Source organism: Pseudomonas sp. WS 5021 (assembly GCF_012985535.1).
In the GTDB taxonomy this organism is placed as follows: Bacteria; Pseudomonadota; Gammaproteobacteria; order Pseudomonadales; family Pseudomonadaceae; genus Aquipseudomonas.
This window is the reverse complement of record NZ_JAAQWP010000002.1, coordinates 67,779-82,215: the sequence shown is the minus strand read 5'-3', so window position 1 is coordinate 82,215 and position 14,437 is coordinate 67,779. Positions and strand designations below refer to the sequence as shown.

Sequence of the window (14,437 nt, the reverse complement as noted above, 5' to 3'; positions counted from 1 at the left end):
TCTCGCTCATGAACGAAATTGGCAAAATCCTGGTGATCATCGAGCCCGAACACTCGGAAAGCCTGGCGCTCAAGCGCGCCAAGCTGATCGCCGGGGTGACCGACGCTCACTTGCATTTGCTAGTGTGCGATGAAAAGCATGAGCATTCGGCCTTGTTGAGCTTGCTCAAGGCCGGCTTGCAAGAGGATGGCTATAGCGTCAGCACCGAACAGGCCTGGCACAACAACATGCATAAAACCATCATCAGGGTGCAGCAGAGCGAGAGCTGCAAGCTGGTGATCAAGCAGCACTACCCCGACAGCCCGCTGAAAAAGGCCCTGCTGACACCGGAAGACTGGAAACTGCTGCGCTTGTGCCCGGCCGCCGTGCTGCTGGTCAAGACAGCGACCCCATGGACCGACGGGGTGATCCTGGCGGCCATCGACGTGGGCAACCTCGATAACGAGCATAAAGCCCTGCACGCCGCCATCGTCGATCATGGTTTTGACATCGCCAGCCTGGCCAAGGGCCAGTTACATGTGATCAGCGCCCATCCGTCGCCCATGCTGTCGGCAGCTGACCCGGTGTTCCAACTCAAGGAAACCATCGAGGCCCGCTATCGCGAGCAGTGCAAGGCGTTCCAGGCCGAGTTCGACATTGACGACAGCCGGCTGCACATCGAAGAAGGTCCGGCCGATGTGCTGATCCCCCATGCCGCCCATAAACTGCGCGCGGCGGTCACGATCATAGGCACCGTGGCACGCACCGGGATTTCCGGGGCGCTGATCGGCAATACAGCGGAAGTGGTGCTCGATGCACTGGAGAGCGACGTGCTGGTACTCAAGCCCCAGAGCATCATCGATCACCTGGAGGAACTGGCCAGCAAGGCAAAATGAAGATCAAACATGTGCGAGCGGGATTGCTCGCGATGGCGGCGGGTCAGTTGATACATCCCTGACTGAACTGGCGCCATCGCGGGCGAGCCCGCTCCTACAGCGGATCTTGGCAGGGCAGGATATTTTGGCCACACCGCAGAACAATTGTGGGAGCTGGCTTGCCTGCGATAGCGGTAGGTCAGTTGATATATCCCTGACTGAACTGGCGCCATCGCGGGCGAGCCCGCTCCTACAGGGGATCTTGGCAGGGCAGGATATTTTGGCCACACCGCAGAACAATTGTGGGAGCTGGCTTGCCTGCGATAGCGGTGGGTCAGTTGATATATCCCTGACTGAACTGTCGCCATCGCGGGCAAGCCCGCTCCCACAAGGGATCTTGGCGGTGCAGAGTATTTTGGCCACACCACAGAACAATTGTAGGAGCTGGCTTGCCTGCGATAGCGGTGGGTCAGTTGATACAACTCTGACTGAACTGGCGCCATCGCGGGCAAGCCCGCTCCTACAGGGGATCTTGGCAGGGCAGGATATTTTGGCCACATCGCAGAGCAATTGTGGGAGCTGGCTTGCCTGCGATAGCGGTGGGTCAGTTGATACAACTCTGACTGAACTGGCGCCATCGCGGGCGAGCCCGCTCCCACAGGTTGATCAGCGACAGTCAGTGACCTAGTGCATCCTTGAGGAAGCCTGGCGCGATGTAGCGCTGGTAATGCGCTTCGGACAGGATAAAAAACTCCCGATCAATGGCATCGCGCAGTTCCGGCAGGTTCCAGTCGCGAAACTCGGGCATCAGCACCATGCCATAGGCGTCCAGGTTGTTGATCACCCGGGCGCCCCGGGCGATCAACTGGTAGGCCCAGCAGTATTCGGACTGGTGCGGCACAAAGCGAATTTTGCGCTGCTCCAACTGCCAGCGCAGCCGTTTGGGGTCGAACACCTCCAGTTTGCCCGCCATCACCTGCACCAGCAGTTGCTCAAGCCGCAGCCATACTGCGCGTTTTTCTTCCTCGCCATAGCCGTTCCACTGGATCACTTCGTGGTGGAAACGCTTGCAACCCCGGCACACGAGATCGCCGTAAACCGTGGAGCACAGGCCGATGCAGGGGGTCTTGATGGTGTGATTGGACATGGGTGGCAGCGCACAAATCAGCGAAACAGTGGCCCATGTTAGCCCTTTGTCTAAGGTTCATCACCCTGCAAACTTGCTGCGGCAACTTACCTTTAGAAATTTTTTGCCGTAGAATCATCCGGCCTTGTAAGGCGCCAAATAATCCGTTGGAAGCTGTTTTCAAAGCGTCACGAGCACAGTCGTTCCTTCAGAACGGTGTTGGCGCTGGTTATTTACCCTCCAAATAACCAGCACCAACCCTCATCAGCTCCGTTCTGCAGGCGTAAAACTTTGAAAGCAGCTTCTGTGAGAAATGCCGGCAGCGCTGGCTCTACGGCCCAAAAAGCCCTCGAGCGCATGCGTGCCGTGCATGTCTGGATGAGCGTCCCGTGGGACCACTGATGAGGGTAATAACTGTGCTTGAAGCCTACCGCAAACATATCGAAGAGCGTGCAGCCCTGGGTATCGTTCCCCAGCCGCTAAACGCCGAACAAACCGCAGGCCTGGTCGAGCTGCTGAAAAATCCCCCGGCTGGCGAAGAAGAGTTCCTCGTTGACCTGATCACCAACCGCATTCCACCAGGCGTTGACGAAGCTGCCTACGTCAAGGCCGGTTTCCTGTCTGCCCTGGCCAAGGGCGAAGTTTCTTCTCCCCTGATCGACAAAAAACGCGCTGTTGAACTGCTCGGCACCATGCAAGGCGGCTACAACATCGTGACCCTGGTCGAGCTGTTGGACGACGCCGAACTGGCGGCCGTTGCAGCTGCCCAGCTCAAGCACACCCTGCTGATGTTCGATGCGTTCCACGACGTCGCGGAAAAAGCCAAGAACGGCAACCAGCACGCCAAGGAAGTGATCCAGTCCTGGGCCGACGGCGAGTGGTTCAAGAACCGCCCGACCCTGGCCGACAAGATCAGCCTGCGCGTGTTCAAGGTCACCGGCGAAACCAACACCGACGACCTGTCCCCTGCTCCCGATGCCTGGTCCCGTCCTGACATCCCGCTGCACGCCCTGGCCATGCTGAAAATGGCCCGTGAAGGCATCGTGCCGGACGAGCAAGGCAAGACCGGCCCGATGAAGCAGATCGAAGAAATGCGCGGCCAGGGCTTCCCGATCGCCTACGTCGGTGACGTGGTCGGTACCGGTTCGTCCCGTAAGTCGGCGACCAACTCGGTACTGTGGTTCTTCGGCGACGACGTACCTTATGTGCCTAACAAGCGCGCTGGCGGCTTCTGCTTCGGCAGCAAGATCGCTCCCATCTTCTACAACACCATGGAAGATGCTGGCGCACTGCCAATCGAATTCGACGTCACCAACATGCACATGGGCGACGTGATCGACCTGTACCCGCATGCTGGCAAAGTCTGCAAGCACGGCACCGATGAAGTCCTGACCACCTTCGAAATGAAGACTCCGGTCCTGTTGGACGAAGTTCGTGCCGGCGGCCGTATCCCGCTGATCATCGGCCGTGGCCTGACCGAGAAGGCTCGCGCCGAGCTGGGTCTTGGCCCCACCGACCTGTTCAAGCTGCCTGAAGCCCCTGTCGACACCGGCAAGGGTTTCACCCTGGCCCAGAAAATGGTCGGCAAGGCTTGCGGTCTGCCAGAAGGCAAAGGCGTTCGTCCAGGCACCTACTGCGAACCGAAGATGACCACCGTGGGTTCCCAGGACACTACTGGCCCCATGACCCGTGACGAACTCAAGGACCTGGCATGCCTGGGCTTCTCGACCGATCTGGTGATGCAGTCCTTCTGCCACACCGCGGCCTATCCAAAGCCGATCGACGTGACCACCCACCACACCCTGCCTGACTTCATCATGACCCGTGGCGGTGTATCGCTGCGTCCGGGCGACGGCATCATCCACAGCTGGCTGAACCGCATGCTGCTGCCGGACACCGTGGGTACCGGTGGTGACTCCCACACCCGTTTCCCGATGGGCATTTCGTTCCCGGCCGGTTCTGGCCTGGTAGCGTTCGCCGCAGCCACTGGCGTAATGCCACTGGACATGCCGGAATCGATCCTGGTGCGCTTCAAAGGCAAAATGAAACCTGGCATCACCCTGCGTGACCTGGTACATGCCATCCCTTACTACGCGATCCAGTCCGGCCTGCTGACCGTTGAGAAGAAAGGCAAGAAAAATGCCTTCTCCGGCCGCATCCTGGAAATCGAAGGCCTGAACGACCTGACGCTGGAGCAGGCTTTCGAGCTGTCCGACGCCTCGGCCGAACGTTCGGCTGCCGGTTGCACCATCAAGCTGTCCAAAGACTCCGTCACCGAGTACCTGAACTCCAACATCACCCTGCTGCGCTGGATGATCGGTGAAGGCTACGGTGATGCACGTACCCTGGAACGCCGTGCCCAAGCGATGGAAGCCTGGGTTGCCAACCCTGAGCTGATGGAAGCCGATGCCGACGCCGAATACGCCGAAGTCATCGAGATCGACCTGGCTGAAATCAACGAGCCAATCCTCTGCGCGCCAAACGACCCGGACGACGCCCGTCTGCTGTCCAGCGTTGCTGGCGAGAAGATCGACGAAGTGTTTATCGGTTCGTGCATGACCAACATCGGTCACTTCCGCGCTGCCGGTAAGCTGCTGGAGCAGGTCAAGGGTCAGCTGCCAACCCGCCTGTGGCTGTCGCCGCCGACCAAGATGGATGCTCACCAACTGACCGAAGAAGGCTACTACGGCATCTACGGCAAGGCTGGCGCACGCATGGAAATGCCGGGCTGCTCGCTGTGCATGGGTAACCAGGCTCGTGTTGAGCCGAACTCCACTGTAGTGTCGACTTCGACCCGTAACTTCCCGAACCGTCTGGGTGATGGCGCGAACGTCTACCTGGCTTCGGCCGAGTTGGCGGCAGTCGCTTCTACCCTGGGTCGCTTGCCGACCGTCGAAGAGTACATGGGCTACGCGGCGAAACTGGACACCATGGCCAGTGACGTCTACCGCTACCTGAACTTCGACCAGATCGCCGAGTTCCGCAAAATCGCAGCAAGCGCCAACATCCCAGTGGTTCAAGCCTAAGGGTGTGTTGATGTGAAGAACGCCGCGTATCGCAAGGTACGCGGCGTTTTTTTATGCCTGGAAAAACCTGCCAGGCACTGGCTGTCGACGGCCTTTCTCCCACGACCTACCAGATCAGGTAGTTGTCCCGCCACACCTTGAAGACCGAAACTCTCTACACCCTGATGCCCGCGTCATGGGATCTGCCTGCTTTGGATGTACTCGCGCTGTATGCCGTACTACTTCTAATAAAAACAGCCAAACCTTGTCCTCGATGCCCGAACCCGGTGGCAGGGGCGCTCTCACCCGTTTTTAAGTGATTAATGGAGGTGTGTTATGTGGCGCAACCAATACGTGATCAAGAACGTCTTCAAGGACTATGCGGTGTCGGTAGAACAAATCGGCGATGCCCCCGATAAAAAGAACGTACTGCTGGTCAATGGCGCCATGGCCACCACATCGGCCTTTGCCCGCACCAGCAAATGCCTGGCCGAACACTTCAACGTGGTGCTGTTCGACTTACCGTTCGCCGGAAACTCCCGGGCTCACAACCCGAGCCGTTGCCTGGTGACCAAGGACGACGAAGTACAGATCCTGCTGGCGCTGATCGAAGGCTTCAACATTCACCATCTGGTCTCCGCCTCCTGGGGCGGCCTGTCGACCCTGCTGGCCCTCGCGCAAAAGCCGGACAACATCGAAAGCTCGGTGGTGATGTCATTTGCCCCCGGACTCAACGGCCCGATGCTCGACTACGTCAGCGGTGCCCAGGCCCTCATGGCCCGGGATGACAATGCAGGTATCGGCCACTTGCTCAACCAGACGCTGGGCAAGCACCTGCCGCCCCGGCTCAAGACCGCCAATCAACAGCACATGGCGCAGTTGATCAACGCCGAACAACATCAAGCGCGATTCCATATCGACCAGGCCCTCAAGCTCAATGAAGGGGCTTACCTGCCGCAGTTGTCGAACATCGATAGCCATGTGCACTTCTTGAACGGTGCCTGGGACGAGTACACCAGCGCCATGGACGTGCAGCGCTTCAAACAGTACATCCGCGACTGCAGCTTCTCCACGGCAGAGTGCAGCGGGCATTTTCTCGATCTGGAGTCCAGGGCCGCGGCCAACGGCGTGCACCGCGCGCTGCTCGGCCATCTACTGAGGCAGCATGACGCCCGGCCAGAGGCGTTCTGCGTGCCGCCCCCTCAGCAAGCGCAGTTGAGCTTCGCCTGAACACTTTTGAGCAAGGATGTAGATGATGCGAGTAATCATGATTGCCATCGGATCGGCCGGTGACGTTTTTCCCTTCATCGGCCTGGGCGCGGCCCTGACCCTGCGCGGCCACCAGGTGACGCTGTGCAGCATGCCGGCGTTTCAGCGCACCATCGAGGCACGGGGCCTGGCGTTCGTGCCGTTGTGCGATGAAGCGACCTACAACGCCGCCATGGGCGATCCTCGGCTGTGGGATCCGAAAACCTCCTTCGCCGTGCTGTGGCAAGCCATCGCCGGCCTTTTAGAGCCGGTCTACGATTATGTAACCGCCCATAACACCGACGATACGGTGGTGGTGGGCTCGCTGTGGGCCCTGGGCGCTCGAATCGCCCATGAAAAATATGGCTTCCCTTACCTTTCCGTCCAGGTGTCTCCCTCAACGCTGCTGTCGGCCCACTTGCCGCCCGTACACCCCACGTTCAATGTGTCGCCCCGCTTGCCATTGACGGTGCGCAAATTGCTCTGGCGCGGGATCGAATACCTGAGCCTGGACCGAACCTGTGCCCCACAAATCAATGCGTTACGTCGCAAGCGTGGTTTGCCAGGCGTGGCGAAGAACATCTTCAGCCAATGGATGCATGCGCCCCACGGGGTGATTTGCCTGTTCCCCGAATGGTTCGCCCCCGTACAGCAAGACTGGCCACAACCCTTGCACATGGCCGGTTTCCCGCTGTTCGACGGTGGCACCCTGGGGCTCGATGAACAGACCCGGGCCTTCCTGGATGCAGGATCGGCCCCCATTGTCTTCACCCAAGGTTCCACTGAGCACTTCGACCAGCAGTTTTACCGCTTCGCCCTGGAAGCGCTGCACAGGGTCGGCGCACGTGGGATTTTTCTGACCGGTGATCGGCCACTCCTCAAAGACCTGCCACCCACTGTGCTGCAGTGTCCGTTTCTGCCGATGAGTTCGCTGTTGCCCCGCGCCGCCGGCCTGGTCCACCCCGGCGGCATTGGCGCCATGAGCCTGGCCCTGGCGGCCGGCATTCCACAGATTGTCCTGCCGATTGCCCATGACCAGTTCGATAACGCCGAACGACTGGTGCGCATGGGGTGTGGGATACGTCTTGCCCTGCCATTGGACAGGCATGACCTGCAAGGTGCGATCTCAGCGCTCTTGCATGACACCCGGTTGCAAGGGGCCTGCCTTCGGGCGAGCAACCTGATGCCCACGGATGCTGCGTCCTGTGAAACAGCGGTCATGGCCATTGAGCAGTGCCACGCGCGCCACTCCCTGCCTCGCCTGTGCCGAGCGTCATAAACACGGCCTCCACGGCAAAAGTACCGTGCCAGAGCCGTCGGCACAGCGCCGGAAAAGTTTGACAGAAATATCTCGTGGGCTAGATTGCCAAAGGTTCCAGGAATCGAGGCGACTGTCCATGGAGAAGGAGAACGACCTCATCCGCTGGTGGAATCGCTTGCGGATAGAGATGCTCACGCAACAGGAAGGGGCACAAGTGTTCGCACTGCTGGAGCGGGAAGTGTTGCAACTGGGGTTCGAGTACTACGCCTATGGCGTACGCCACCTGACCCCCTTTACCCGCCCTAAAACCAAGATTTACGGCTCCTACCCCGAAACATGGCTGGAGCATTACAAGGAGCAAAACTACGCGGCGGTCGATCCGTCGATTCTCAGTGGCTTGCGTTCCACCGAGATGGTGCTGTGGAACGACGCACTGTTTGATAACAGCCGCAAGCTATGGCTGGAAGCCCGGGATTGGGGCTTGTGCATCGGCGCCACACTGCCGATTCGCAGCCACGATCATTCGCTGCGGGTACTGTCGGTGGCCCGGCGCCAGGACCAGATTTCCCAGGCCGAAAGCGACGAGATTCAATTGCGCCTGCGCTGCATCCTCGAACAGGTGACACAGCGCCTGACAGACCTTGGCCATAGCGAACGCTGCCATCAGTCGGTCTGCCTCAGCCAGCGGGAGCGGGAGATTTTGCAGTGGACCGCCGATGGCAAGAGTTCAGGCGAGATCGCGCTGATCCTGACCATCTCCATCAACACGGTGAATTTTCACCTCAAGGCCATCCAGAAGAAATTCGGGGCGGCCAACAAGACACTGGCGGCTGCCTATGCCGCCGCACTGGGCCTGATCTAGGGCCCGCCGATCACGATAAGGACATCCAATGATCAGCATCATCACCCGCCATCACCATGAACTGTCTGCAGCCCTTGAGGACGATCTGGGTCGCTACCGGCACGAAGTGTTCATCCAGCAACTGGGCTGGCAACTGGACTCCACCTACGCCCTGCCCCAACGCGAATTCGACCAGTTCGACCAGGCCGACACGCGCCACATCCTCGCCCTGGACCCAAAAGGCCAGGTCTGCGGTTGCGCGCGGCTGCTGCCAACCACACAACCTTATCTGCTGTCGGAAGTCTTCGGCTTTCTGTGCGACCAGCCGAGCCCACGCAGCAGTGACACCTGGGAAGTGTCGCGCTTTGCCGCCCGCGCCCTGGAAAAAGGCCGCCTGCCGATGCGCGTCTGGTGGAACAGCCTGCACCATGCCTGGAGCCAAGGCGCCAACCGGGTGGTGGCGGTGACCACGCCGGCGCTGGAGCGTTACTTCCTGAAAAATGGCGTGCAGCTGAGTCGCCTCGGCTCCCCGCAACGGGTGAACAAAGACCATGTGGTAGCGCTGAGTTTTCCTGCCTGGCAGAAAAACGGCCGACTCGCGTTACAGGCGCAGTCGGCCGTTGCCTAGCTGAATGTACGAATAAAGCCGAGGTAGCCGGCTCTGGTCACATCAAGGGATCAGCGAGTAAATCAGCGAGGAGATGGCTACCAGGCCGACCAGGGTCACGAACACATTGGACATCTGCCCGCGGTACTTGGCCATGGCCGGCACCTTGCGGATCGCGTACATCGGCATCAGGAACAGGATCGAGGCGATGATCGGCCCACCCAATGTCTCGATCATCCCCAGGATGCTCGGGTTGAGCGTGGCCACGATCCAGCACACCACCAGCATGAAGCCTGCGGTCATGCGGTCCAGGGCCTTGGCGCCCGGACGACGGCCGCTCTTCACGATCAGGCCCTTGAGGCCTTCGCTGGCACCGATGTAGTGGCCCAGGAACGACTTGGCAATCGCCACGAACGCAATCAACGGCGCAGCAAAGGCGATGGTCGGGTTATCGAAGTGGTTGGCCAGGTAAGACAGGATCGACAGGTTCTGCGCCTTGGCCTCGGCCAGTTGGCCTGGCGACAGGGTCAGCACGCAGCTGAACACGAAGAACATCACCATCGCCACCATCAACAGGTGCGCGCGGGACAGGATCTGCGAGCTGCGCTCTTCGGCGTGGGCGCCGTACTGGCGCTTTTGGTCAACGGCAAAGGCCGAGATGATCGGCGAGTGGTTGAACGAGAACACCATCACCGGAATCGCCAACCACAGCGTGTGCAGCAACGCTGACGGTGCCGGCACAGTGCTGGCAGTGCTGAGAATGCCGCCGTTCCAGTGCGGCACCAGGTACACCGCCAGAAACAGCAAGGCGACGATAAACGGATAGACCATCAGGCTCATGGCCTTGACGATCACCTGCTCGCCGCAACGCACCACGGCCAGCAGGCCCAGGATCAGCACGAACGACAGCAGCGCCCGTGGCGGTGGCTCGATGTGCAACTGGTGCGACATGAAACTGCCGACCGTGTTGGTCAGCGCCACGCTGTAGATCAGCAGGATCGGGAAGATGGCAAAGAAGTACAGCAGGGTGATCAGCGCACCGGCCTTGATGCCGAAATGCTCTTCAACCACCTCGGTGATGTCCGAGCCCGCACGCCCCGACAGCACAAACCGGGTCAAGCCACGGTGTGCGTAGTAGGTCATGGGGAACGCCAGCAACGCGAGGATCAGCAACGGCCAGAAGCCGCCCAAACCTGCGTTGATGGGCAAAAACAAAGTACCGGCACCAATCGCCGTGCCGAACAGGCCAAGCATCCAGGTCGTGTCCTGGCGGCTCCAGCCCGTGAGGGTTACAGGTGTCGTTGCGTAGCGTTCATCGACGCTATTGGCCTGATCATTCATCCGCTCGGTTCTCCGCTTTCATACGATCGCGACGAGTCAGAAAAACCTGACAGGCAGCGCCACAACCGCAACAGGGGCGCGATTGTCCGGGATTCGCTTGAATAAGCAAAGACTTAGCTGAGGAATGGTTGTGCGTAGCAGATAAATCAGATTGACGACAATTTGTTTGAACCCGGAACGTTACGCCAGTGCGGGCCACTCAAAAAGCGCTCTTTACCAAACCCTGGAGACTCAAGCATGACTACATTAGGACTGAATTTGTTCAATGCCGGCCAATTGGTCGATAGCGTAACGTCTTGCGTTGCCGATCACATCGAGGCACGGGAAAAGCTCAAGCAACCCCAGAATCAAACCTTCTCGTTTGGTGGCGTTGAATACACCGCCGCGCCCAAGCCTCGCAACACCCTGATCCCCACACCTAGAATCGGCTAAACGTTCGCGACCTGCCAGGGCACGGATCTATTGCGCAATAGATTCGTCGCCCTCTATCCGCCCCGCCGTCGCCCCGTGGCTGGGATGCAACGGCCCAGAACACGCTTGAACATGCACAGGCGTCGGTGAGGAATGGGCGTGCAGTGCAACTGCGCTCAAGCAACCAATAACCCTACAACCGCCACCCAAACACAAAGTTTATAAATACTTAAAATCTGCAAGTTACGCCGATCTATTTGTAGGAATAGGCCTACTTACCTATCCCGCTTCATATTTAACATTCAAATTATCTTTTAACTTAATTACCAATGGAATTGTTACAAACATATACCCAGGCATTGATAGCGCCCCCTATCAGCCCTATATTTCCCCCACCCCAATATAGACAACAACAAAAAAAACAACTTATCAAATTCCCTCCCGGAGTTATTTAATGCGTAAATACAATGCTATTTTTGCAGGCCTGTTTCTCGCTGGGCTGCTTACCCCGCTCACCAGCCAGGCACAATGGGCAACGTCCGATATTCGCGCACTGGCCGCCTCGCCTCAGTGGCTGACCACCAAGGTCTACATCGAGGGCGCACCGCACGTAGACGTCAAGGACAAGTACCCGGGGGTGGTTGGCATCTCCATGTGGGACCCGGAGCGCAATCGTTATGAGTTCTTCTACGCCGACACGGGGTTGTCAAAGTATGAGCATGGCGGCGGCGGTTACTTCCTGGTCACGGGCGACAAGAAAAACCACATCCTGGTGCCCGACAAAGGCCCGATCAGAAGCGTAGTGCGCCGGCTGGAAGTCTTGAACAACCAGGACTTCACCTACTCTCGGGAAGTCCCGCGCGACATGCTCGAAACTAATGAAACCGTGCGCATCTATGTTGTTCACGCACCTTACAAAGGGCCGATCAAAACGTCCACCTCCCACTAACTTCATATTAATACCCCACGCAATATCCATAAAACCAACAAAAAGACACTACCTATGAAAACCCAACTCAAGTCCTTACTGATATCTACCGTTTGGTTATCCGCCCTTATTTCGAGCGGTGCCAATGCACAACCGATAGCCAAAGAACCTGTTGCCACTCCCGACAACGCAGTCATGCTGACGGTATTTCTAAAACATGACCAATCACGCCCACTAAGCGAACTAAGGGCACAACTGGCCAAACAGGAGTTCTATAAGGTATTTCCACCGGCGGGCGTAGAAGTCGTCAGTTGGAACATCACCATGGGTATCGGACAGGTCATTGTCCTACGCCTGCCCGCCTCTCGCCTGTCAGCGGTCAACCTGGCATTGGAAAACACCGCCTGGGGGACCTACAGGACCGAGTTCTTCCCGACCTATGATTTCAAGGAAATCGCCCAGGCCGAACAAAACAAGGTACGCCAGGCCCAGTAATACCCCACTCGATGCCAGCGTCTTCAGCCTATGCAGACGCTGGCATCCCCGCGCGCCAAAGCCTTGCATCCAGGGAAGATCTTTCACCCGCAAGCATTTCGCACTGCAAAAAATGCCGCATAATCCAGGACTCAAACCCCACAACAAGAGCCGCCCCATGCCCGCCACTGTTCTGGTCCTGGTTGAAACCATCAATGACTACCTGCCCATCATCGAGAGCAATGGCTTTCATGTGATCCTGGCCCCGACACCGGCCGAACGCAGCCAGGCCATCAAGAGCCATGGCGCACAGATCCAGGCCGTGCTGACCCGTGGCCCGCTGGGCTTGCATGCCGATGAGATCGCCGCCCTGCCCTTGCTGCAAATCATCTGCGTGATTGGCGCAGGCTACGAGCAGGTGGACCTGCAGGCCGCCAGCAATCGCGGGATCGTGGTGACCAACGGTGCCGGCGTGAATGCACCGTCGGTGGCGGACCACGCCATGGCGCTGCTGCTGTCGATGGTGCGCGATATTCCCCGGGCCGATGCCGCAGTACGCCGCAGCGAATGGCCCAAGGTCATGCGCCCGTCCCTCGCCGGCAAGCAACTGGGCATCCTCGGCCTGGGCGCGGTGGGCCTGGCGATTGCCCGGCGCGCGGCCCTGGGGTTTGACATGCAGGTCAGCTACCACAGCCGCCAGCCCCGCAACGATGTGGACTACACCTACTGCGCCACGCCAGTGGAACTGGCCCGCAACTCCGACTTCCTGGTCATCGCCACCCCCGGCGGCCCTGGCACCCGCCACCTGATCGACCGCCAGGCCCTGGATGCCCTGGGGCCCAACGGTTTTGTGGTGAACATCGCGCGGGGCAGCGTGATCGTCACTGCCGACCTGATCAGCGCCCTTGAACAACGGCGCATCGGCGGGGCAGCGCTGGACGTGTTCGATGATGAACCCAACGTGCCCGACGCCCTCAAGCGGCTCAGCAACACCGTACTCACCCCGCATGTGGCCGGGCTGTCGCCTGAAGCGGCCCACGACACCGTGCAACGGGTGGCAGACAACCTGCTCGAATACTTCGCCGGGCGCCCGGTCCTTACACCGGTCGCCTTGCCTGCGCCCGAAAAGTGACCGATCAGGCACGCTGATTGCCGTCCAACACGCTAGCCTATTAAGCCGTCGCCGCCTTGTGGCGGGTCGGCTGTGCGCATTAGATTAGCCAATAGTCCAAGGCCTCAAGAATAAGCAGAAGGGATAAGCATGGCGCTCAATGACCAATCCACCCAGATTCGCCCCGGCGAAGAACTGGATGCCAGCCTCATCGACCCCTACCTCAAGGCCCATATCCCGGGCCTGAGTGGCAGCGCCAGAATCAGCCAGTTTCCGGGCGGCGCCTCCAACCTGACCTATCTGCTGGAATACCCCGAACAGGAATTCGTGCTGCGGCGCCCGCCCTTCGGGCACAAGGCCAAGTCAGCCCACGACATGGGCCGAGAGTTCCGCATTCTCAACCAGCTCAAGGATGGCTTCCCCTACTGCCCCAAGGCCTACGTGCACTGCACCGACGAATCGGTGATCGGCGCCGAATTCTATGTAATGGAGCGGGTCAAGGGCATCATCCTGCGCTCGGACCTGCCGCCGGAGCTGGGCCTGGACGCAGAACGCACCGAAGCCCTGTGCAAGAGCTTTATCGACAAGTTCGTCGAACTGCACCAGGTGGACTACCACGCCTGCGGCCTGGCCGACCTGGGCAAGCCCGAAGGTTACGTGGCACGCCAGATCAGCGGCTGGAGCGATCGCTACGAGAAAGCCCTGACCCCCGACGCCCCGAAATGGGAAGCCGTGCGCGCCTGGCTCAACGACAAGATGCCCGCCGACCACCCCACCTCAAGCATCGTGCACAACGACTATCGCTTCGACAATGTGATCCTCGACCCCGACAACCCGATGCAAATCATCGGCGTGCTGGATTGGGAACTGACCACCCTGGGCGACCCGCTGATGGACCTGGGCAACAGCCTCGCCTACTGGATCGAAGCCGCTGACCCCGCGCCCGTGCAACTGATGCGCCGCCAACCGAGCAACGCCCCCGGCATGCTCACCCGCCGCCAGTTTGTCGACTACTACGCCGAGCGCTCAGGCATCCAGATCGACAATTTCGACTTCTACTACACCTACGGCCTGTTCCGCCTGGCCGGCATCGTGCAGCAGATCTACTACCGCTTCTTCCATGGCCAGACCCAGGACAAACGCTTCGCGCAGTTCATTCACATGAACAAGCTGCTGGAGCAGATGAGCCTGAACGTCATCCACAAATCCACGCTCTGACCCGACAAGGAA

General features: G+C 59.4%; 13 protein-coding genes. 11 read left to right on the top strand and 2 right to left on the bottom strand.

What is annotated here, in order from left to right; genetic code table 11:
• The first annotated feature begins 8 nt into the window (after positions 1–8).
• A complete protein-coding gene (locus HBO19_RS06760; RefSeq protein ID WP_170057123.1) occupies positions 9–875 on the top strand; it encodes a universal stress protein in 867 nt (288 codons plus the stop codon).
• Between the two features lie 655 nt (positions 876–1,530).
• Here the strand turns inward: HBO19_RS06760 and HBO19_RS06755 are convergent.
• Positions 1,531–2,001, bottom strand: coding sequence for a DUF1289 domain-containing protein (locus HBO19_RS06755; protein WP_170041082.1), 471 nt, complete (start codon positions 1,999–2,001; stop codon positions 1,531–1,533).
• A 395-nt stretch (positions 2,002–2,396) separates the two neighbouring features.
• On the opposite strand from HBO19_RS06755, the gene acnB reads away from it, so the two are divergent.
• The 5 genes from acnB (at position 2,397) to HBO19_RS06730 (ending at position 8,963) form a co-directional block, all read left to right on the top strand.
• The gene (acnB, locus tag HBO19_RS06750; protein ID WP_169955792.1) at positions 2,397–5,006 is read left to right on the top strand and encodes a bifunctional aconitate hydratase 2/2-methylisocitrate dehydratase; all 2,610 of its coding nucleotides are present in this window, start codon (positions 2,397–2,399) and stop codon (positions 5,004–5,006) included.
• Positions 5,007–5,321: 315 nt separating this feature from the next.
• The gene (locus HBO19_RS06745; protein WP_170057122.1) at positions 5,322–6,215 is read left to right on the top strand and encodes an alpha/beta hydrolase; all 894 of its coding nucleotides are present in this window, start codon (positions 5,322–5,324) and stop codon (positions 6,213–6,215) included.
• A gap of 25 nt (positions 6,216–6,240) precedes the next feature.
• Positions 6,241–7,512 carry a glycosyltransferase gene (locus HBO19_RS06740; protein ID WP_170057422.1) on the top strand — a complete coding sequence of 424 codons (1,272 nt, stop codon included), beginning with the start codon at positions 6,241–6,243 and terminating at the stop codon, positions 7,510–7,512.
• Between the two features lie 118 nt (positions 7,513–7,630).
• Complete coding sequence (locus HBO19_RS06735; protein ID WP_169955743.1) at positions 7,631–8,356, top strand: autoinducer binding domain-containing protein; 726 nt, start codon at positions 7,631–7,633, stop codon at positions 8,354–8,356.
• Between the two features lie 28 nt (positions 8,357–8,384).
• Positions 8,385–8,963, top strand: a complete 579-nt coding sequence (locus tag HBO19_RS06730; RefSeq protein WP_169955744.1) for an acyl-homoserine-lactone synthase — start codon at positions 8,385–8,387, stop codon at positions 8,961–8,963.
• Positions 8,964–9,005: 42 nt separating this feature from the next.
• Here HBO19_RS06730 and HBO19_RS06725 read toward each other — a convergent pair whose 3' ends face one another.
• Positions 9,006–10,283, bottom strand: coding sequence for an HAAAP family serine/threonine permease (locus tag HBO19_RS06725; protein ID WP_169955745.1), 1,278 nt, complete (start codon positions 10,281–10,283; stop codon positions 9,006–9,008).
• 237 nt (positions 10,284–10,520) lie between these two features.
• Here HBO19_RS06725 and HBO19_RS06720 point away from each other — a divergent pair, with 237 nt between their 5' ends.
• From HBO19_RS06720 to HBO19_RS06700, 5 genes are all read left to right on the top strand, one after another.
• Positions 10,521–10,715 carry a hypothetical protein gene (locus tag HBO19_RS06720; protein WP_169955746.1) on the top strand — a complete coding sequence of 65 codons (195 nt, stop codon included), beginning with the start codon at positions 10,521–10,523 and terminating at the stop codon, positions 10,713–10,715.
• A gap of 433 nt (positions 10,716–11,148) precedes the next feature.
• Complete coding sequence (locus HBO19_RS06715; RefSeq protein ID WP_170057121.1) at positions 11,149–11,643, top strand: DUF4822 domain-containing protein; 495 nt, start codon at positions 11,149–11,151, stop codon at positions 11,641–11,643.
• A 54-nt stretch (positions 11,644–11,697) separates the two neighbouring features.
• The gene (locus tag HBO19_RS06710; protein ID WP_169955748.1) at positions 11,698–12,117 is read left to right on the top strand and encodes a hypothetical protein; all 420 of its coding nucleotides are present in this window, start codon (positions 11,698–11,700) and stop codon (positions 12,115–12,117) included.
• Between the two features lie 157 nt (positions 12,118–12,274).
• Entirely contained in the window at positions 12,275–13,228 is a 954-nt protein-coding gene (locus HBO19_RS06705; RefSeq protein WP_169955749.1) for a 2-hydroxyacid dehydrogenase, read from the top strand.
• Positions 13,229–13,357: 129 nt separating this feature from the next.
• The gene (locus HBO19_RS06700; RefSeq protein WP_169955750.1) at positions 13,358–14,425 is read left to right on the top strand and encodes a phosphotransferase family protein; all 1,068 of its coding nucleotides are present in this window, start codon (positions 13,358–13,360) and stop codon (positions 14,423–14,425) included.
• The last annotated feature ends 12 nt before the right edge of the window (positions 14,426–14,437 follow it).